At 69.4% G+C, this 19,498-nt stretch carries 22 protein-coding genes; 3 read left to right on the top strand and 19 right to left on the bottom strand.

What is annotated here, in order from left to right:
- Window positions 1–126: putative quorum-sensing-regulated virulence factor (locus tag Q0C59_RS11220; protein WP_291215325.1), on the bottom strand; the 126-nt coding region annotated here is incomplete at its 3' end.
- A 50-nt stretch (window positions 127–176) separates the two neighbouring features.
- Here Q0C59_RS11220 and Q0C59_RS11215 point away from each other — a divergent pair.
- A complete protein-coding gene (locus Q0C59_RS11215) occupies window positions 177–770 on the top strand; it encodes a lysophospholipid acyltransferase family protein (RefSeq protein WP_291215317.1) in 594 nt (197 codons plus the stop codon).
- Between the two features lie 15 nt (window positions 771–785).
- Here the strand turns inward: Q0C59_RS11215 and Q0C59_RS11210 are convergent, their stop codons facing one another.
- Complete coding sequence (locus Q0C59_RS11210) at window positions 786–1,976, bottom strand: PLP-dependent aminotransferase family protein (protein ID WP_291215322.1); 1,191 nt, start codon at window positions 1,974–1,976, stop codon at window positions 786–788.
- 139 nt (window positions 1,977–2,115) lie between these two features.
- On the opposite strand from Q0C59_RS11210, the gene Q0C59_RS11205 reads away from it, so the two are divergent.
- Both Q0C59_RS11205 and nth read left to right on the top strand, forming a co-directional pair.
- A complete protein-coding gene (locus Q0C59_RS11205) occupies window positions 2,116–3,429 on the top strand; it encodes a hypothetical protein (RefSeq protein WP_291215313.1) in 1,314 nt (437 codons plus the stop codon).
- A 28-nt stretch (window positions 3,430–3,457) separates the two neighbouring features.
- Entirely contained in the window at window positions 3,458–4,093 is a 636-nt protein-coding gene (nth, locus tag Q0C59_RS11200; protein ID WP_291215311.1) for an endonuclease III, read from the top strand.
- A gap of 19 nt (window positions 4,094–4,112) precedes the next feature.
- On the opposite strand, the gene Q0C59_RS11195 is transcribed toward nth, so the two are convergent.
- The 17 genes from Q0C59_RS11195 to Q0C59_RS11115 all read right to left on the bottom strand — a co-directional run.
- A complete protein-coding gene (locus Q0C59_RS11195; RefSeq protein WP_291215308.1) occupies window positions 4,113–4,643 on the bottom strand; it encodes a hypothetical protein in 531 nt (176 codons plus the stop codon).
- A gap of 20 nt (window positions 4,644–4,663) precedes the next feature.
- Window positions 4,664–5,218: a histidine phosphatase family protein gene (locus tag Q0C59_RS11190; RefSeq protein ID WP_291215304.1), complete on the bottom strand. Its 555-nt coding sequence runs from the start codon at window positions 5,216–5,218 to the stop codon at window positions 4,664–4,666.
- Window positions 5,215–6,018 carry an adenosylcobinamide-GDP ribazoletransferase gene (locus tag Q0C59_RS11185; protein WP_291215301.1) on the bottom strand — a complete coding sequence of 268 codons (804 nt, stop codon included), beginning with the start codon at window positions 6,016–6,018 and terminating at the stop codon, window positions 5,215–5,217. Before Q0C59_RS11185 ends, Q0C59_RS11190 begins: the two co-directional genes overlap by 4 nt.
- Entirely contained in the window at window positions 6,015–7,064 is a 1,050-nt protein-coding gene (cobT, locus tag Q0C59_RS11180; protein WP_291215299.1) for a nicotinate-nucleotide--dimethylbenzimidazole phosphoribosyltransferase, read from the bottom strand. Before cobT ends, Q0C59_RS11185 begins: the two co-directional genes overlap by 4 nt.
- Window positions 7,061–8,596: a cobyric acid synthase gene (locus Q0C59_RS11175; protein WP_291215296.1), complete on the bottom strand. Its 1,536-nt coding sequence runs from the start codon at window positions 8,594–8,596 to the stop codon at window positions 7,061–7,063. Before Q0C59_RS11175 ends, cobT begins: the two co-directional genes overlap by 4 nt.
- Window positions 8,593–9,570, bottom strand: coding sequence for an aminotransferase class I/II-fold pyridoxal phosphate-dependent enzyme (locus Q0C59_RS11170; RefSeq protein WP_291215293.1), 978 nt, complete (start codon window positions 9,568–9,570; stop codon window positions 8,593–8,595). The genes Q0C59_RS11175 and Q0C59_RS11170 overlap by 4 nt, the downstream gene beginning before the upstream one ends.
- Complete coding sequence (gene cbiB, locus Q0C59_RS11165) at window positions 9,567–10,508, bottom strand: adenosylcobinamide-phosphate synthase CbiB (RefSeq protein ID WP_291215319.1); 942 nt, start codon at window positions 10,506–10,508, stop codon at window positions 9,567–9,569. The genes Q0C59_RS11170 and cbiB overlap by 4 nt, the downstream gene beginning before the upstream one ends.
- Before the next feature lie 2 nt (window positions 10,509–10,510).
- On the bottom strand, window positions 10,511–11,731 hold the full coding sequence (gene bioF / locus Q0C59_RS11160; RefSeq protein WP_291215290.1) for an 8-amino-7-oxononanoate synthase: 1,221 nt from the start codon (window positions 11,729–11,731) through the stop codon (window positions 10,511–10,513).
- Window positions 11,715–12,422, bottom strand: a complete 708-nt coding sequence (gene bioD, locus Q0C59_RS11155) for a dethiobiotin synthase (protein ID WP_291215287.1) — start codon at window positions 12,420–12,422, stop codon at window positions 11,715–11,717. Before bioD ends, bioF begins: the two co-directional genes overlap by 17 nt.
- Complete coding sequence (gene bioA, locus Q0C59_RS11150; protein ID WP_291215284.1) at window positions 12,412–13,788, bottom strand: adenosylmethionine--8-amino-7-oxononanoate transaminase; 1,377 nt, start codon at window positions 13,786–13,788, stop codon at window positions 12,412–12,414. Before bioA ends, bioD begins: the two co-directional genes overlap by 11 nt.
- A 10-nt stretch (window positions 13,789–13,798) precedes the next feature.
- Window positions 13,799–14,794 (bottom strand): biotin synthase BioB, encoded by a 996-nt coding sequence (gene bioB / locus Q0C59_RS11145; RefSeq protein WP_370654290.1) that lies wholly within the window; start codon window positions 14,792–14,794, stop codon window positions 13,799–13,801.
- 39 nt (window positions 14,795–14,833) lie between these two features.
- Window positions 14,834–15,415 (bottom strand): cob(I)yrinic acid a,c-diamide adenosyltransferase, encoded by a 582-nt coding sequence (gene cobO, locus Q0C59_RS11140; RefSeq protein WP_291215278.1) that lies wholly within the window; start codon window positions 15,413–15,415, stop codon window positions 14,834–14,836.
- 22 nt (window positions 15,416–15,437) lie between these two features.
- Window positions 15,438–16,199: an ABC transporter ATP-binding protein gene (locus Q0C59_RS11135; RefSeq protein ID WP_291215276.1), complete on the bottom strand. Its 762-nt coding sequence runs from the start codon at window positions 16,197–16,199 to the stop codon at window positions 15,438–15,440.
- A 59-nt stretch (window positions 16,200–16,258) separates the two neighbouring features.
- Window positions 16,259–17,263, bottom strand: a complete 1,005-nt coding sequence (locus tag Q0C59_RS11130; protein WP_291215274.1) for an iron ABC transporter permease — start codon at window positions 17,261–17,263, stop codon at window positions 16,259–16,261.
- Window positions 17,260–18,138, bottom strand: coding sequence for an ABC transporter substrate-binding protein (locus Q0C59_RS11125; RefSeq protein ID WP_291215272.1), 879 nt, complete (start codon window positions 18,136–18,138; stop codon window positions 17,260–17,262). The genes Q0C59_RS11130 and Q0C59_RS11125 overlap by 4 nt, the downstream gene beginning before the upstream one ends.
- The gene (locus Q0C59_RS11120) at window positions 18,135–18,698 is read right to left on the bottom strand and encodes a bifunctional adenosylcobinamide kinase/adenosylcobinamide-phosphate guanylyltransferase (RefSeq protein WP_291215270.1); all 564 of its coding nucleotides are present in this window, start codon (window positions 18,696–18,698) and stop codon (window positions 18,135–18,137) included. The genes Q0C59_RS11125 and Q0C59_RS11120 overlap by 4 nt, the downstream gene beginning before the upstream one ends.
- The coding region (locus Q0C59_RS11115; RefSeq protein ID WP_291215267.1) for an ABC transporter substrate-binding protein at window positions 18,691–19,498 on the bottom strand (808 nt) is incomplete at its 5' end. The genes Q0C59_RS11115 and Q0C59_RS11120, both read right to left, overlap by 8 nt.

Raw genomic sequence — 19,498 nt, 5'->3', positions numbered from 1 at the left:
CTTGGGAAACCCCTCGCGCGCAAACCAGTTGAGGTAGTTGCCCGGCAGGTCTGCGATCACGCGGCCCTTGTGTTTGCCGAACGGCATTTCCACGGTGAGCAGGCGTTCCAGATCTTCGGGTTTCATGGAGGCGCATCGTACCGCTGACCCTGCGCCCGTCGCCGATACTCCCTGCCATGCACCGCACGATCTTCACCACACCCGTCGTCAACACGCTGTTGCGCGCCTTCTCGATCGGTTTCCTCAAAGTCACCGGCTGGCGCGTGGAAGGGTCCCTGCCAGCCCACGCCTCGCGCAGCGTGCTGATCGCAGCGCCGCACACCAGCAACTGGGACCTGCCCTACACCTTGATGGTGGCCTTTGCGCTGCGGCTCAACATCCGGTGGATGGGCAAACAGGGCATCTTTCGCGCGCCGTTTGGCGGGGTGATGCGCTGGCTCGGCGGCATCCCGGTGAACCGGGAGCAGTCCACCAACCTGGTAGCAGCTTCGGCCAAGGCGATCCGCGAGGCCGACGGCCCGCTGCAGCTCATCGTGCCGCCCGAGGGCACGCGCAGCAAGACGCGCTACTGGAAGACCGGCTTCTACTACATCGCCCGCGAAGCGCAGGTGCCCATCGTCATGGCCTACATGGACTACGAGCGCAAGATCAGCGGCCTGGGTCCGCTGTTCGAACCCACCGGCGATGTGGAGGCCGACATGGCCGCGATCAAGGCGTTCTATGCGCCGTTCAAGGGCAAGAACGCGGCGCAGTTCCAGTCGAGCGACTGAACGACAGACGCTGAATCAGAGGGCCTGGGCCAGCCGGCCCACACCCTCTTCGATCTTCTCCAGCCCCACGGTGGCAAAGCTCAGGCGCAGGGTCGCCGGGTCGGGGTTGCGGGCGTAGAACGGCGCGCCCGGCACGAAGGCCACGCCCTTGTCGATCGCGCGTTTGGCCAGCTCGGCGCCATCGGCCACCTTGCCGCCCGCGCCGGTGAGCCGCGCCCAGATGAACAGGCCGCCTTGCGGCTGCACGAACTCGATGGCGTCACCCAGCTCGCGCCTGAGCGCATGGCCCATGGTGGTGGCGCGCTCGGCGTACACCTGCCGCACCTTGGCCAGCGTGGCGGGCATGCGCCCGGCCTTGAGGTATTGCGCGGCCGTGGCCTGCGCAAAGGTGCTGGTGTGCGCGTCGCTGAACTGTTTGCACATGGTGGCCTTGGCCAGCAGCTCGGCCGGCCCCACCATCCAGCCCACGCGCAGGCCGGGGCTCAGCACCTTGCTCAGGCTGCCGCAATGCACCAGCCGCTCGCGGCTGCCCGGCACACCGGCGCTCAGGGCCAGCAGGCTGGGCGGTGGTGCTTCGCCAAAGTACAGGTCACCGTACGGGTCGTCTTCCACGATCAGCGTGTCGTGCTTCACCGCCATCTCCAGCACCGCCTTGCGCCGCTCAAGGCTCATGAGCGCGCCGCTGGGGTTGCCGAAGGTGGGGATGAGGTACACAAACTTCGGCTTGTGCTCGGCAATGAGCTGCTCCAGCTTGTCGGTCTGCGTGCCCTCGCCGTCCACCGGCACCGTGATCAGTTCGGCACCGTAGAGCCGGAAACACTGGATCGTGGCCAGGAACGTGGGGCCTTCGACGATCACCTTGTCGCCGGGGGAAATGAGGGTTTTGCCCAGCAGGTCCAGCCCCTGCTGGCTGCCGGTGGTGACGATCAGGTCGTTCGCCGCCACGCCGCTCACACCCTTGCTGGCCATGAAGCCGGCGATCTGCTCGCGCAGCGGCTGGTGGCCCTCGGTCGCGCCATATTGCAAAGCAGCGCCGGGCTCCTCAGACAGTGCGGTGTTCACCGCTTCACGGATACCGTCCACGTCGAACAGCGCGCTGTCGGGGAAGCCGCCGGCAAAACTGATGATGCCGGGCCGGCCCAGCAGCTTGAAGAGTTCGCGGATCGCGGAGGTCTCGACGTTGTTGAGGCGGTCGGCAAAGGGAATGTTCATGTTGGGCACTGCCAAGGCAAAAGCGCGATGTTAGCCAATCGGCGTGGACGACCACCGCGCCATGGGCTTCAGACGCGATGGCCGAAAGGGCACGCGCGGTCGAGAGTCACGGGTTTCGACACAGAGATCCCACATGTCCTTCCCGACCCACGCCCTGGTGTTCCTCCTCATGCTGCTCACCCTGGGGGGCTGCACAGACGTTGCGCCCACCGGCTGGCAGGCAGCCGAACGGGTGGAGTTCAGTTTTGAGGGCGACGCCCGCGGTGCGCGGCTGGCCCTCAACCGCCAGGGCCGTGGCATGGTGGTGTGGGAACAGCGCACGGGTTCCGGGCAAGGCCGCATCCATGCGCGTGCTGTGGCCATCGATGGTGCGCACGGCACCATTGCCACGCTCGGCGAAGGCAGCAACTCGCCCAATTTCCCGGACGTGGCCATCAACAACCTGGGGCACGCCGTCGCGGTCTGGACACAGGGCGACGGCCGGCACGCCCAGGTCTGGGCGCGCACCTTCCACGCCAACGATGGTTGGGGGCAGGGGCAACCGGTCTCGGGCGCTGCCGGGCCTCTGCTGGCGCGGCCACGCGCAGCCATCAACGATGCGGGGGAACTGGCGGTGGTCTGGATGCAGTTCGGGGCCGGGACATACCGCGTCTTCGGGCGGCACTTCTCCCCGGACCGGGGGTGGAGCGCTGCGGTGCGTCTGGACCAGTCCCCACACGGTGCGGCACTGCCGCAGGTCAGCCTGGACGCCCAGGGTCGCTGGATGAGCACATGGCACCAGCACGGCCCGGCCCATACCCTGGAGGTGTGGGCCCAGCAGGGGGACACCACCGGCGCAAGGGCCCAGCCGGTGCAGATGTCCAAAGACCCGGGCGCCTTGCCGGCGCTGGCCCTCCTGGGCGACGGCAGCACCGCGCTGGTGTGGCAACGCAACACCAGCCCGGCCGGCACGGTCGGCCTGAACCGATTCCACCCCGAGGTGGGCTGGGGAGAACCGCTGAGCGTCACGGACACGGACATTGCACTGGCCCACGAGCCCGCAGTGGCGGCATGGGGCGCGCAACACGCCGTGACCGCCTGGATGCAGACCCGCGCCGACCGCATCGAGGTGTGGGCCACCCATTTGCTGGACGGCCGGCCGGGCACACCCCAACCTCTTCAGCGTGGCCAGCAGGGCGCACAGCGCCAGGCGCGCATTGGCGCTGCCGACAACGGGACCGCCATGGGCATGTGGACGCTGCAGGCGGGCAACGCGCGCAGCCTGTGGGCCACCGTGTGGCCCGCCGGAGGCACACCCGGCCTGCCCCAGCGGCTGGACCACAGCGAAACCGGCACCGTGGTGGAGTCGACCCTGGGTGTGGATGCGGACGGTCAGGCCCTGGCCGTCTGGACGCAGGGCGAAGAAGGCCGCACGCGCCTGTGGGTGCGGCGCATGCGCACGCGCTGAAGCACCTGCGCCCCCTACACTCGCGGCCATGAAATCCGCCCAGATCGAAGCCTTCTTCGCCACCCTGCAGACCGCCAACCCCCACCCGCAGACCGAGCTGGAATACACCAGCGTGTTTGAACTGCTGGCCGCCGTGCTGCTGTCGGCCCAGGCCACCGACGTGGGCGTGAACAAGGCCACGCGCAAGCTGTTCCCGGTGGCGAACACGCCGCAGAAGATCCTGGACCTCGGCCTCGAAGGACTCGAGGGCTACATCAAGACCATCGGTCTGTACCGCAGCAAGGCGAAGCACTTGATGGAAGCCTGCCGCCTGCTGGTGGAGCAACACGGCGGCGAGGTGCCGCGCACGCGCGAAGCGCTCGAAGCCCTGCCCGGCGTGGGCCGAAAGACCGCCAACGTGGTGCTCAACGTGGCCTTTGGCCAGCCCACCATGGCGGTGGACACGCACATTTTTCGCGTGAGCAACCGCACCGGCCTGGCGCCGGGCAAGAACCCGCTGCAGGTGGAGACGCAGTTGATGAAGCGCGTGCCAGCAGCCTATGCGGTGGACTCGCACCACTGGTTGATCCTGCTCGGGCGCTATGTGTGCCAGGCGCGCAAGCCGCTGTGCCCCAAGTGCGCCGTGGCTGCGTATTGCGATTTCAGGGACAAGACCCAGACCTGATGAAAGGGTCCTGGCCGGCTCACCGCTCCAGAGGCAACACAAAGCCGGTCCCGAGCACGGTGCGGCCTGCCAGCAAGGCGAACTTGGTGCCTTGGGTGAGTTGGGCCAACGCCAGCTCGGGGCGCAAGAACTGGACCGCCAGTGTGCACGGCACTTCGGGCACCGGCTCGGCGTCGGACGGCACCGCGAGGCGGGTGGTGAATCCCTCGGAGCCCACCACCAGGGCACCGTCAAAGAAGCCGGCGCGGATCGGGCGGCTGAGCCGGGGCGTGTCGGCCGCCAGCAAGGTGAGTTCGATGCGGGCATGGGGCTCGAACACGGTGCCGGCCGCGAAGCCCTGCAATTGGTGTTTGGGCGCCCGCACGCGCTGCATCAGCCAGCCGATGATGTTGCCGACGATGGGCAGCCACAGCACCATCAGCAAGGAGCCCACATCGCGCGCCAGCGAAGGCTGCGGGGCGAACCAGCGCACCAGGCCGCCGATGAGCGCGAGCACCAGCATTGCCATGGCCATGATCTGGCGGCGTGTGGACATGGAGCTTGGGGTCATGGTGTGGCGGGGGAGGTGTTTCAGAGCGACAGCGCGGTCCAGCCACCCGGCTCGGGCGCGTCCTTGGGCCATTGGGCCACATCGCCAATGGACACGCCGCCACTGGCCACGATGTGCTGCACGGCGCGGATCACGCCGGCGTGCGTGACCCACACCACGTCGGTCGTCTTTGCAGGCCGCAAGTCAGCGAGCGCTGCAGCCACGCGGTACAGCAGCATCTGCGCGCTCTCGGCACCGCCAAACCGGTGGTGCGCAAAATCGGCCATCCACGCATCGAACGCGCTGCGCGGCATGCTGTCCCAGCGCTGCAGTTCCCACGCGCCGAAGTCCATTTCGTTCAGGCGGGTGTCCATGCGTGCGGCGCCCAGGTCGGGCCGCACGGTCTGCAATGCGCTCACCATCTGCTGCGCGCGCAGCAGGCCCGACACCCAGACCGGCGTGCGTGGCGGCGGCAGCGGCGCAAAAGCCTGCGCGGCCTCGCGTGTGAGTGCGGCATCGGCCGGCACGTCGCTCGCGCCGTAGCACAGACCCTCGGGCAACAACACGCGCGCGTGGCGCAGCAGCCAGAGTTTCATGAGATCGCGAGGGCCAGGCCCAGGTAAAACAGCACCTCACACACCTGCTGCGTGGCCCCCAGGCCGTCGCCGGTGAACCCTTGGAGGCGGCGCTGCAGCAGGCGCCACATCCAGGCCAGGCCGATCGCGGCACCGAGCACAGCCAGCGCCCACGGTGCGGCCGGCAGCAGCCAGACCACCAGCGCCATGGCCAGTGCCCACCACAGCAGGCCCGCGACCAGACCGCCGTTGCCGATGCTCTCGGCCAGGGGTTTGCTCTTCGATTGCGGGGTGTCCCCCACATGCGCCAGCGTGCGGATCACGAACAACGGGGCCGTGCGCGACGTGACGTGCGCGGCGAACAGCGCCACCACCGCCAGCCACGCATCCACCTGCGCCAGCAAGGCCAGCAGTGCCACCTTGGAGAGCACCGCGAGCACCAGCGCAATCGCGCCATAGCTGCCGATGCGCGAGTCCTTCATGATCTCCAGCGCACGGCTGCGGTCCATGCTGCCGCCCAGCCCGTCGGCCAGATCGGCCAGCCCGTCTTCGTGAAAGGCGCCGGTGAGCAACACGCCAAACACGGTGCTGGCAATCGCCGCCACCCAGGGCGCAGCAGGCACCGCCGGCAGGACCAGCAGCAGGCCCCACAACACCGCCGCTGTGAGCCCACCCACGATCCAGCCCACGCCCGGGAAATGCGCGGCACTCGCGCGCAACATGGCCGGACTGAAACCCACCCACTCGGCCAGCCGCCCCGTCACCGGGATGCGGGTGAAGAACTGCAGGGCCAGCAGGAAATGGCGAAAGAACTGGTTCATGCGCGGGCGGGAGTGACCTCATCGCTGCGCGATACCCCTGCCGCCTCGAAACTCGCCATCTCGCACAGCAGCGCGCACGCGCTCACCAGCAACGGCCAGGCCAGCGCCGCGCCAGAACCCTCGCCCAGGCGCAGGCCCAGATCCAGCAGCGGCTCGGCCTTGAGGTGCGCGAGCATGAGGGCGTGGCCGCGTTCACCGGAGCGGTGCGCGAACACGCAGCGCTGCAGCACGTGCGGTGCCAGGTGGCTGGCCACCAGCACGGCAGAGGTGGCGATGAAGCCGTCGACCACGACCACACGACGTTCCTCAGCGGCCTGCAGCACCGCGCCCACCAGCGTGGCGATCTCGAAGCCGCCGAAGGCCGCCAGTGCGTCCAGCGGTGCCGTCGCCCCGGCGTGGCGGGACAGCACTTCACGCAGGATGCCGATCTTGCGCTGCACGGCCGCAGCATCCAGACCGGTGCCGGCGCCAGTGACTTCGGACACGTCCAGCCCGGCAAGGCGCGCCAGCAGCATCGACGCGGCCGAGGTGTTGCCAATGCCCATTTCGCCGAGCAGCAAGGCGTTGCCCGGCAGGCCCCGCAGAACCTCACGCCCATTGGCGATGGCCTGGGCACATTGCGCCGCGCTCATCGCAGGGCCTTCCAACGCGTCGGCCGTGCCGTGCTCGATCTTGCGGATCAACAAACCAGTCCGCTCGGCGAAGTCGTGCTTCACGCCGCAGTCCACCACCGTGAGACCGATGCCGTGCTGGCGCGCGAGCACGCTCACCGCCGCGCCGCCAGCCAGGAAGTTCTCCACCATTTGCCAGGTCACGTCGCTCGGGTAGGCCGAGACGCCGCGCGCGGCCAGGCCGTGGTCGGCGGCGCACACCAGCATCTGCGGCGTCCGCAGCTCGGGCGCTGCCGTGCCAAGGATCAGGCCGATGCGCTGCGCCAGCGCTTCGAGCCTGCCGAGCGAACCCAGAGGTTTGGTCTTGTTGTCCAGCGCGCGCTGCAGGGCCTGGGCGAGTTCGGGCTGGGCAATGTCGGGGATGTTTGTGTTCATGGTGCGATGAGTTGGTCGAGCACGCCGGGCTCAAAGTGGGTTTCGATGAAATCGGCCAGGCCGTTGAACACGGTCTCCAGCGTGGGCACGTTGGCGCCAAAGAGTGCGTGCAGCACGCGCGGGTCTTCGAACAGGCCGTGCAGATAGACGCCGAGCACGTTGCCGGCCGCGTTCTGCCAGCCCAGGCCACCGGGCAACACCTCGCGTGCGTTATTGCCACCCGCCGCCATGGCCGGGTGCTGCGCGGTCTGGCCGTGGTGGATTTCGTAGCCGGCGGCGCCCACGCCCGAGAGCGCAGACCACGCGCCGTGCAGCTCGCCAAACGTGGTGTGCGTGTGGCGCACGGTCTTCTGCAGATCGAACTGCGTCACCAGCGGCAGCAGGCCGAGGCCTGGGGCATTCCCGTCGATGCCGTGCGTGTCGATCAGCGCCTCGCCCAGCATCTGTAACCCGCCGCACACGCCCAGCACCGCCCCGCCCTGCGCGGCGTGCGCGGCGACCGCGCGGTCCAGGCCCTGCGTGCGCAACCAGGCAAGGTCGGTGGCGGTGGCCTTGCTGCCGGGCAGCACGATCCAGTCGGCCCCCGCGCAGTCGGCCGGCGCGCGCGCCCAGACCAGGCGCACGCCGGGCACGTTCTTGAGCGGCTGGAATTCGTCGAGGTTGCTGATGCGGGGGTAGGCGATGACCGCCACCGTCTTGCTCACGGCGCCGGAGGCGCGCGTCCTGTCGTCGAAGACACCATCCTCTTCGGGCAAGCCGTGCTGCCACCACATCGGCAGCGTGGCCACCGTGGGCACGCCGGTGAGGTCTTGCAGCATCTGCGGCGCGGGCGCGAGCAGGCTGGCGTCGCCGCGGAACTTGTTCAGCACGAAGCCGTGGATGAGCACGCGCTCCTCGGCCGGCAGCAGCGCCCAGGTGCCGTAGAGGTGGGCGAAGGCACCGCCGCGGTCGATGTCGCTCACGAGCAGGCAGCGTGCGTTCGCGTGCAGCGCCACGCGCATGTTCACGATGTCGCTGGCATGCAGGTTGATCTCGGCCGGCGAGCCCGCGCCTTCGATCACCACCACGTCGTTCTCCGCCATCAACTCGTCCAGCGCCGCAGCGATCTGCGGCCACACGTGCAGGCTGCGCCCGCGCCACGGCATGTTGGACAGCGCCTCGTTCACCTGCCCCATCAGCACCACCTGGCTGCGCGTGTCGGCCTCGGGCTTGAGCAGCAGCGGGTTCATGCGGACTTCGGGCTCGGCTTGCGCGGCCAGCGACTGAAAGTATTGGGCCGAGCCGATCTCGCCGCCGAGCGACCGATTTTCCGCCGGGCCGCCCCAAGGAAAATCAGCCCCCTCGGGGGGCAGCGACCCGCGAGAGCGGTGGAGCGTGGGGGCGACGACTCTGGCGTTGTTGCTCATGTTTTGAGCCTTGAACGGAGCCACTTTCAAGCCTTGCCGCGCGTAGTGTCGGCACAGCGCGGTGGTCAGCCAGCTCTTGCCCGCGCCGCTGGTCGTGCCCAGCACCATTACGCAGCGCGCGGTCATGCCACACGCTCCTGTTCACGCAAGGCCATGTGCAGCGCCGCCTGCGCCTCGGGCGGCAACACGCCCAGGCGCCAGTGCCCCGGCAGCCCGAAGGATGTGGTGTCGCGCAGCTTGATGCCGGCAGTTCGCAGGGCATGGACATCCAGCGGGCTCGGCGGTGCGGCGCACAGGTAATTGGCGTCGCTCGGCAACACGGTCCAGCCAAGATTGCTGAGCAAGTCCAGCTGCTCACGCTTCCAGTCGCGCAGCGTCTCCAGGCTCTGCGCCAGCCAGTCCTGCGCGGTCGGCGACACCCAGGCATCAAGCAGCGCCACCGCGTGGGCGCCCAGCGGCCACGAGGGCGCCAGCTGATTCAGCGCGCGCACCTCGGCCACGGCGCGCTCGGGGGCGATGGCGTAGGCACCGCGCACCCCTGTCAGGCCCATCGCCTTGTTGGGTGTCCAGAGCTGCCACACCTGTTGCAGCGCCGCGGGTTCAAGACTGCAGCGGCCACTCAGGCGCAGCGGTTCGTAAGCACGGTCGAGCACCACTCGCGCGCCCGAAGCAGCGACGCGCTGCGCCATCGCCTCGGCCTGACCGAGCGGGCTCGACGGTTCGCACAGCCAGGCGAGGTGGGCATGCGCCGGGTCGAGCACTTGCTCGAAATGCCAGGCCTGTGCGGCGCGGCCGCAGTCGCCATAGGCCAGCATCGGCAGCCAGACGCGCTGGCCACCCTCGCGCGCCACCCAGGCGGTGAAGCGGCCGATGAATTCGCTCGCGCTGCCAGCCAGCACGATGCGCACCGCGTCCACCGCGTGGAAGGCCGCCAGCACTTCGCGCAGGGCCGTGTACGCGGGGTCGGGGTAATGGCGCGCATCCGCTTGCTGCACGGCGGCCAGCGCGCCCGGGCAGGGGCCGCAGGCGTTGGCGTTGGTGGAGAAGTCCCAGCGGGGCACGCCCAGCGCGTCGGGCCCGCCGTGTTGTGCGGTGATCATGCTGTGAACCTCCAGGCCAGCGCGGCCCACAGCAGCGCGGCGGTACCGAGCAGGGCCACGACGCGGCCGGCGAGCCGCAACGCCTGCACGGTGTCGGCCGCCTGCGGGCTGCGGCCCGCACCGTGCAATTCGTAGACGCCGGGCTTGCCCAGCCGCACGTCGAGCGCCAGCGCCATGGCCGCCATGGGCCAGCCGCTGTTGGGCGAGGGGGTGCGACCAGCCTGGGCCGGCAGTGTCTGCAGGCCACGCGCAGCACCCAGCACGCCCAGCAAGGCGCCCGTGATGCGGGCCGGCAGCCACGACAACACGTCGTCGGCCCGCGCGGCCCATTTGCCGGCCCAGGTCCAGTCGCGGCCGTTGCGTTCACCGCGGTAGCCCCACATGGCGTCGGCCGTGTTGGCGAACCGGTAGAGCGCGGCGCCCGGCAGGCCGGCGATGGCGAACCAGAACAGTGGTGCCACCACCGAATCGTTGAGGTTTTCGGCCAGCGACTCGATGGCGCTCTCGCGCACCTGAGCGGCGTCGAGCGCGCTCACGTCGCGGCTCACCAGCCACGAAAGGCGCTCGCGCCCGGTCGCCAGCGATTCGCCCAGCGCCGCCTCCACCGCCCGCACCTCGTCGCGCAGCATGCGCCAGGCCAGCAGTGGCTTGAGCAGCAAGCCCAGGGCCAGGGCCTGCAGCCACAGCGGCATGTGCCCCACGGCCCAGGCTGCCGCCCACGCGATCAGCACCACCACCCCGGCCCCGGCGGTCCACGCCATGGCACCCGCGACAAACATCCGGGCGTTGGTGGGCGCGGCTTGACCCATGGCGGGCGCGATGCGCCGGCCCATGGCGTCCAGGCCCTGCCCCATCCACACCACCGGGTGCCAGCGCACCGGCGGCTCGCCCCACCAGCGGTCGATCAGCAGGGCCAGCACCATGGCGGCGGGCAACATCGTCATGCGGTGGCCATGGCCGCGCGGGCCGCCGCCTTGCGCAGCGCGCGCAGCAACATGTCCACGTCGGCAGGTTCGTGTGCCGCCGACAGCGCGATGCGCAGCCGCGCCGTGCCCACCGGCACAGTCGGCGGGCGGATCGCGGGCACCCACAGGCCCTGTTCCCGCAACGCGGCCATCACGGCCAGCGCGGTCTCGTTGTCGCCGATCAGCAGCGGCTGGATGGCGGTATCGGAGGGCATCAGGGTCCAGCCGGCCGCATCAATGCGCGCATCGGCCCCGGGCGCGAGGCCGGCACGCAGTTGTGCAATGCGCGCCTGCAACTGCGCACGGCGGCGCTCACCATCCGCCCCCAGCACGCAGCGCAGGCTGGCGCGCACCGCCTCGGCCAGCAGGGCTGGCGCAGCGGTGGCGTAGGTGTAGCTGCGGGTCTTCTGCAGCAGCCACTCCACCAGACGCTCGGGCCCGGCCACGAAGGCCCCCGCCACGCCAAGGGCCTTGCCCAGCGTGGCCATGTAGAGCACGCGCGGTGAGGCGCCTGCGCCGGCGAGGCCGGCGGCGGCCAGTGCGCCACGGCCTTGCGGCCCGAGCACACCAAAACCGTGCGCGTCGTCCAGCAGGAGCAGCGCGTCGTGCCGCTCGCAGAGGGCGTGCAGGCCCGCGATGTCGGCCACGTCGCCGTCCATGCTGAACACGGCGTCGCTGATCACCAGCTTGCGGCGCGCCGGGCTGGCTGCGAGCAACGCGTCGAGTTGCTGCAGGTCGGCATGGCGGTAGCGGTGGACAGCGGCTTTGGACAACCGTGCGCCATCGATCAGGCAGGCGTGGTTCAGTGCGTCGGAAAACAGGGCATCGCCCTCGCCCACCAGCGCCGGCACGGTGCTCGCGTTGGTGGCGTAGCCCGCGTAGAAATACAGCGCGCGTGGCAGACCCACGGCCTCGGCCAGTTCGCGCTCCAGCGCGGCATTGGCAGCGCTGTGGCCACTGACCATGGGCGACGCACCCGCGCCCACGCCGTAGCGGTCCACAGCGGCGTGCACCGCCTCGCGCAGCGCGGGCGCCTGCGACAGGCCCAGGTAGTCATTGCTGCAGAAAGCCAGCAGCGACTCGCCATCGACGTTGAGGCGGGCGCCCTGCTCAGGCACCACCTCGCGGCGGCGGCGACGCAGCGACTGCGCATCCAGCGCGGCCAGTCGGCCGTCGAATTCATTCAACCAGCTCATCCAGCCTCCTGGGTTGCCACGCAGCGGGCAGGTTCAGCGCGATCTGGCGCGCATCCGGGGTTCCGACGCAGTGGGGCACGGTGCCCAGCAGGGGCGCGGGCAACCAGCGGCGCAGGGTGTCGATGTTCTCGTCGCGGCAAGCCATGTCGGGGTCAATGGCGTTGGCCACCCAGCCCGCCAGCTGCAGCCCGTCGGCGCGGACCGCCTCGGCGCTCAGCAGCGCGTGGTTCAGGCAGCCCAGGCGCAGCCCGACCACCAGCACAACAGGCGCCCCAATGGCGCGGGCCAGGTCGGCCAGGGTCTCCTGGTCGTTGACCGGCACGCGCCAGCCGCCGGCGCCCTCGACCACCACCACATCGGCCCGCTTGCGCAGTTCGCCGTGCGCGGCCAGCAGCCCGGCCACGCCCACCGTTCGCCCCGCGCGCTCAGCCGCGAGGTGCGGCGCCATCGCATCAAGCAAGGCCACCGGGTTGTCCAGCTGGGCGGGCACGGCCACGGAGGAAGCCGCGCGCAGGGCGAGCACGTCTTCGCTGACCCACTGCCCGCGATGTTCGATCAGCCCGGCCGCCACCGGCTTCATGCCGACCACGCGCCGGTGGTGGCGCGCCAGCGTGTGCAGCAGGGCGGCACTCACCAGCGTCTTGCCCACACCGGTGTCGGTGCCGGTGACGAAGCAGCCGTCAAACACCATCGCACACCCCTTCCAATGCCAGCGCGCTGGAGGGTTCTTCTGCGGCCAGCGTGGCCTGCAATGCGGCCAAAGCGCCCTGCGCCAAAAATGAGCCTTCAGCTTCGTCAATCACATACGGCGGCATGGCATACAGCGTGTGGCCGATGGGCCGCAGCAACAGGCCCTGGTCCAGCGCGTGGCGCGCATACCGGCGGGCGAAATCGGGCAGGCTGCTGATCACGTCCCAAGCGAAGATCATTCCGGTGCGGCGCGCAAATCGCACGCGCGGGTGGCTGGACAGAGGCGCAAACTGCGCGGCCAGCCGCTCGCCGGTGCCCACGTTGTGGTGCAACACATCGGTCTGTTCGAACAGGTCCAGCGTGGCCAGCGCCGCGCGGCAGGCCAGCGGGTTGCCGGTGTAGCTGTGCGAGTGCAGGAAACCGCGCGCGACCTGGTCATCAAAGAAGGCGGCGTACACCGCGTCGGTGGTGAGCACCACCGACAGCGGCAGCGTGCCACCGGTCAGGCCTTTGGAAAGGCACAGGAAGTCGGGCCGTATGCCGGCTTGCTGGTGTGCAAACAAAGTACCGGTGCGGCCGAACCCCACCGCGATCTCGTCGAGCACCAGGTGCACCTCGTAACGGTCGCACAACGCGCGCACACGCCGCAGGTACGCGGGGTCGTGCATGGCCATGCCGGCGGCGCATTGCACCAAGGGCTCGACGATGAGGGCGGCCGTGTCCTCGTGGTGTTCGGCAAGCCACTCGGCCAGCGCCGACGCGGCGCGCTCGGCCACGTCCGCAGCCGATTCGCCTGGTTTTGCAGAACGCGCATCGGGGCTGGGCACGGTGGCGCCCAGGCGCACCAGCGGCGCGTAAGCCTCGCGAAACAGCGCGATGTCGGTCACGGCCAGCGCGCCCACGGTCTCGCCGTGGTAACCGCCGGCCACGCCGACGAAGCGGTTCTTGCGCGCGCGCCCGGCGTTGCGCCAGTGGTGCGCACTCATCTTGAGGGCGATCTCGGTCGCGCTGGCGCCGTCGCTGCCGTAGAAAGCGTGGCCCAGTCCCGTGAGTGCGGCCAGCCGCTCCGACAGCTCCACCACCGGCGCGTGGGTGAAGCCGGCGAGCATCACATGGTCCAGCGTGTTCAGCTGATCGATCAGCGCAGCGCGGATGGCGGGGTGGTTGTGCCCGAACAGGTTGACCCACCAGGAGCTGATCGCATCGAGATAGCGGTGGCCCTCATGGTCGTGCAACCACACGCCCTCGGCCCGCGCCACGGGAACCAGCGGCAAGGCCGCGCCGTCGGGCGCGTGCAACTTCATTTGAGTGCACGGATGCCAGACCGCCGCAAGGCTGCGCTGGCGCCAGGCTTCGTTGACCGACATGGCGAAGGCCTCAGGCGCGGCGCGCGCGCAGGCCCAGCTTGGCCAGCAGGTTCATGTCGGCGGCCACATCGGGGTTGCCGGTGGTGAGCAGTTTCTCGCCGTAAAAAATGGAGTTGGCGCCGCCCAGGAAACACAGGGCCTGCACCGCTTCGCTCATCTGCTGGCGCCCGGCCGAGAGGCGCACGCGGGCGCGCGGCATGGTGATGCGCGCGACCGCGATGGTGCGCACGAATTCCAGTGGGTCAAGGTCGGGCTGGTCGGCCAGCGGCGTGCCCTGCACCTTCACCAGGTTGTTGATCGGCACCGACTCGGGGTAGTCGGGCGCGAGGTTGGCCAGCTGGGCCACAAGCGCGGCGCGCTGGCGGCGCGACTCGCCCATGCCGACGATGCCGCCGCAGCAGACCTTGACACCCGCGCCGCGCACGCGCTCCAGCGTGTCCAGGCGGTCCTGGTAGTCGCGCGTGGTGATCACTTCGCCGTAAAAGTCGGGCGCGCTGTCCAGGTTGTGGTTGTAGTAGTCCAGGCCGGCGTCGCGCAGGGTTTCGGCATGGCCTTCATTGAGCATGCCCAGGGTGGCGCAGGCCTCCAGTCCTTCTTCTTTCACGGCGCGCACGAGTTCGGCCACGGCGTCCACGTCGCGGTCTTTGGGCGCGCGCCAGGCCGCGCCCATGCAGAAGCGCGTGGCACCGGCCTGTTTGGCGCGCTGTGCGGCTTCGCGCACGGCGGCTACACCCATCAATTTGCCGGCTTCCAGGCCGGTGTCGAAGTGCACCGACTGCGGGCAGTAGCCGCAGTCCTCGGGGCAGCCGCCGGTCTTCACCGACAGCAGCGTGGCCAGCTCCACCTCGGTCGGGTCGAAGTGTTCGCGGTGCACGGTTTGCGCGCGGTGGATCAGCTCGGAAAACGGCAGGTCGAACAGCGCAGCGACATCGTCGACCGACCAGCGTTCGGTGTTGGCTGCGGCAGGGGCGGGACGTGGCACGAGGCGCACGGGTTGTTCGGTCAGGGTGGTCGTGGACATGGTTCTCTTCTTTCGGGAACAGGGTCAATCTTCGATGCCGCGTTGGGCGGGTATGCCCGCCTTGAACGCATGCTTCACCAGGGTCATTTCGGTCACGGTGTCGGCCAGCTCGATGATCTCGGGCGGGCAGCGCCGCCCGGTGATGACGACATGCACGTCGCGCGGGCGATCGCGCAACGTTTGCAACACGTCGTCGAGCGGGAGCCAACCGTAGATCAAGGGGTAGGTCAGCTCGTCAAGTGTAATCATGAAGTACTCACCTCCCAGAATGGCAGCGCGCGCTTTGAGCCATCCGTCACGGGCGAGTTGGGCCGAATGCTCCAGGTCCTGGCTCTTCCAGCTGAAGCCATCCCCGAGACCTTCAATGGGCAATCCGAGTTGCTCGAAGATGCGGTGTTCACCAAAGCGCGCCGAGGGCACTTTCATGAACTGGAAGATCTTCACCAGCTTGCCGTGCACATGGGTGCGGCCGAACGCCCGCAAGGCCAGCCCAAAGGCCGCCGTGCTCTTGCCCTTGCCGTCGCCGGTATGGACGATGACGAGGCCGCGGCGTTCGCCTTCGGGCTTCTCGTAGCGCTTCTCGGTGGGCGGTGATTCGATCTGCATCAGCGGTCTCCAAACGAAAAAGTCAAAGGGGCAGCGCGACCCACTGGTCGCCCAGCGGATGGATCGCAACACGGTGGTCAAACACCTGTTCGACCGCACGGTGGGTGGCTGGGTCGGCACAAGCGCCCTGGTGCACCACCCGGCCTTGCGCCATCACCACCATCTGGTCGGCGTGCAGTGCCATGCCGATCTCGTGCAGCACACTCACCACCGTCTTGCGCTGGACCACCAGCTCGCGCACCAGCAACAGCCAGTCGGCCTGGTGGGGCGGGTCGAGGTTGGCCAGGGGTTCGTCCATCAGCAAGACATCGGCGTCCACCGCCAGCAGGCGGGCCAGCAGCACGCGCTGGCGCTCGCCGCCCGAGAGCGCGCCCAGCGCCCGTTCGCGCCAGTCCCAGGCCTGGGTGGCGCGCAGGGCCTGCTCCACCGCGGCGCGGTCGGCGTCGGACGGCGGGGCCAGCCAGGGTTGGTGCGGCAGGCGCCCGAGCATGGCCACGTCCCACACGCTGAGGTCGTCGGCGCCCTGCTCGCCCTGCCCCAGCCAGGCCAGGCAGCGTGCGCGTTCGCGACCCCGCCATTGCGCCAGCGGGCGGTCGAGCAGGTGTACCTGGCCGCTGTGCGGCAGCAGGCCGGCCAGGGCCTTGAGCAAGGTCGACTTGCCGGCGCCGTTGGGGCCGACGATGCTGGTCCAGCGTGCGGCGGGCAAGGCCACGTCGATGCTGTGCAGCACCGGCGTGCCGCCCAGCGACACCCCCACGCCGATGGTCTGCAGGGCCGCGGTCATTCGCAATGCCTCCGTGCTGCGCACTGCCGCACGAGCGCCTTCGGGCGGCCGGGCGGCGCTCACAGAAACCCTCCCGGCCGGCGGCGCCGGTGCATCAGCCACAACAGATAACTGCCGCCCAGCACGGCGGTGAGCACGCCCACGGGCAGTTCCTGTGGCGCGATGATCCAGCGCGCCAGCACGTCGGCGGCCATCAGCAGCAGGCCGCCCATAAGCGCGCTGAGCACCAGCAGCCGCGCGTGCGTGGTTTTGACGATGGAGCGCACCAGGTGCGGTGCTGCCAGGCCAACGAAGGCAATCAACCCGGTTTGCGCCACGGCCGCACCGGTGGCCAGCGCGAGCACCGCCACGAGCACACCGCGCACGGCGCCCAGCGGCAAGCCCAGGCTCAACGCGGTGGCCTCGCCCAAGGCAAGACCGTCGAGCACACGGCCCAGCGATGCGGCCACCACCACGGCCACCAGCAACATCCCCGCCATGACACCGCAAGCGGCCCAACCCACAAAACCCGTGCTGCCCAGCATGAAGCCCTGCATGGCCTGCAAGGTGTCGGGCGAGGCTATTGCGACCAGGTCGCGCCCGGCACCGAGCACCACCCCCACGATCACGCCGGCCAGCAAGAGGCGCAGCGTGTGCTGAACGCCCCGCGCCAGCGTGAGCGTGAGCACCACGCCAATCACCGCGCCCGCAAAGGCCGCACCGGTCAGACCCAGTCGCACCAACCATTGCGTGGCGAATGGCGAGGTGCCAAACAAGGCCAGCGCCAACGCCACACCGAGTGCGGCGCCCGAGGCGCTGCCCAGCAAGTACGGATCGGCCAGCGGGTTGCGGAACAGGCCCTGCGCCACCGCACCGGCGAGACCCAACAGGCCACCCGCCACCCAGGCACCCAGCGTGCGCGGCAAACGAATGTCCCACAGGATCTGCCAGGCCACCGGGTCGGTGCGCGCGTTCAGCACGCTTTCAAACCCGGTGCTGCCCACGCCGGCGCCCAGCAGCAGCACGGCCGCCGCCGCCAGCAGCAAGGCGCTGGCGAGCCAGAGGCTGTGGCGCGCTCCGCTCACCGCAACCCTTTTTCGCTGATGCAGCGCGCCATCACCCGCGCGGCTTCGGCCATGCGCGGACCCGGGCGCACGAGCACATCGGATTCGGCTTCGGTGAAGATGCACACCCGCTGCTCGCGCAAGGCCTTCATGCCGCTCCAGCCGGGGCGTTGCGCCATGCCCTGCACATTGCGCGCACCGATCATGATCAGGTCCGGGTTGGCGCGCACCACGTACTCGGGGTTGATGCGCGGGAACGGGCCGAGATCGGGTGTGACGATGTTCTGCACGCCCAGGCGCGTCATCATTTCGCCGATGAACGACTGCGTGCCAGCGGCGTAGCCTCCCGCGCTGACCTCGTAGTACACGCGCAGCGAACGCGCCCCGGGCGGCAGCGACTGCGCCGCCGCCATCACACCTGCGTCGATGGCACGCCAGATGCGATGCGCATCCGGCACTTCGAGCAACTGGCCCAGCTTGCCCATGACACGCTGCGCATCGGCCGAGCTCTTGGGCTCCATGGCCAGCACCTTCAGGCCCAACGCCTCCAGCCGCTGCACACCGCGCGACGAGGTGGCCATCAGCACGACGTCGGGCTTGAGCGCCACGATGGCTTCAATGTTGGGGTCGATGCCACCGCCCGCCTTGGGCAGGGCGCGCACCGAGGCCGGTTGGTTGGAATAGCGGTCCACGCCCACCAGCCGTTGGCACTGGCCGAGTTCGCACACGGTCTCGGTGAGCGAAGGCAGCAGAGAAACGATGCGCTGCGGTGACTGCGGCAACGACACCACCACGCCACGGTCATCGGTCACCTGCAGGCCAGCGGCGTGCAGCGAGCCCGCCCACCACAGTAGTGCAACGGCGCTCAGCCAACGTGGGATGTGGATGGCTTTCATCCAGGTTCCTTGAGATTCAATGGCAGGCCGGCGGCCATCAACGTGACACGTGCACAGGTCCCCGCCACCGCCTGGTTCAAACCGCCCAGTGCATCCACAAAGGCGCGCACCTCGCGCCCCATCGGAATCACGCCCAGGCCGATTTCGTTGCCCACCAGCACCACCGGGCCCTGGGCTTGTTCGATCGCTCGACACAGCTCTCTGGTGGGCTCTTCGGCGTCCTGCGGCTCGCCTTGTGCGGGCATCAGCAGGTTGGTGAGCCACAGCGTGAGGCAATCCACCACCACCAGTGTGTGGGGCGCGCTGTGCCGCTTCAGCACCTCGGCCAGGGCCAAGGGTTCTTCCACCGTGACCATGCCGGGCACACGCACCGCGCGGTCTCGCTGGTGGCGCGCGATGCGATCGCGCATCTCGTCGTCCCAGGCCTGGCCTGTGGCGATCAGCACCGCGCGGTGCGCCACCGTGGCGTCCAGCCATTGCCTGGCGATCAGTTCGGCGCGGCGCGACTTGCCGCTCTTCTGACCGCCGAGAATGAATTCGCTGCGCGCGATGTCAACCATGCTCGTGCATCCATTCAGAAACGATGCGGTGCATCTGCGCCACGCCATCGGTGAGCGCAGCTGGCCCGGGCTGCAGGATGTCGGCCGACTTGATCTCGAACAGCTGACCGGTCTTCACCGCCGCCACGTCCTGCCAGCCCGCGCGCGCCGCGACCTTTTCGGGCCGGAACTTCTTGCCGCACCACGAACCGATGATGATGTCGGGGTCCCGGCGCACGATTTCGGCACCGTCGGCAATGATGCGGTGCTTGCCCAGGGACTGCATGGCCAGCTCGGGAAACACATCGTCGCCGCCGGCGATGCCCAGCAGTTCCGACACCCAGCGGATGCAGGAGATGTGCGGCTCGTCCCACTCTTCAAAGAACACACGCGGGCGTCGCTTGCCCTGCGCCTGCAGCGCCTTCACCGCTTCGCGAATGCCGTCGAGCTGCGTCCGGTTGGCTTCGATCCAGGCCAGCCCCGACTCGGCACAGCCCACCATGGCCGCCACCTGGAACAACATGGAATGGATCTCGTCCACGCTGCGCTGGTTGAACACCGTGACCTGCACACCGGCGCGGATCAACAGCGCCGCAATGTCCGCCTGCAGGTCGGAAAAACCGAACACGCAGTCCGGCTCCAACGCCAGGATCTTGTCGATCTTGGCGCTGAGGAAGGCGCTGACCTTGGGCTTCTCTTCACGCGCCCGGCGCGGGCGCACCGTGTAGCCGGAGATACCAACGATGCGGCTCTCCTGCCCGAGCAGGTAGAGCCACTCGGTGGTCTCTTCGGTGAGGCAGACGATGCGCTGCGGGCCGAGG

The sequence above is a fragment of the Hydrogenophaga sp. genome (assembly GCF_022844385.1).
Classification (GTDB): domain Bacteria; phylum Pseudomonadota; class Gammaproteobacteria; order Burkholderiales; family Burkholderiaceae_C; genus Hydrogenophaga.
The sequence above is the reverse complement of the archived record's forward strand: the minus strand, read 5'-3'. Positions and strand labels throughout refer to the sequence as shown.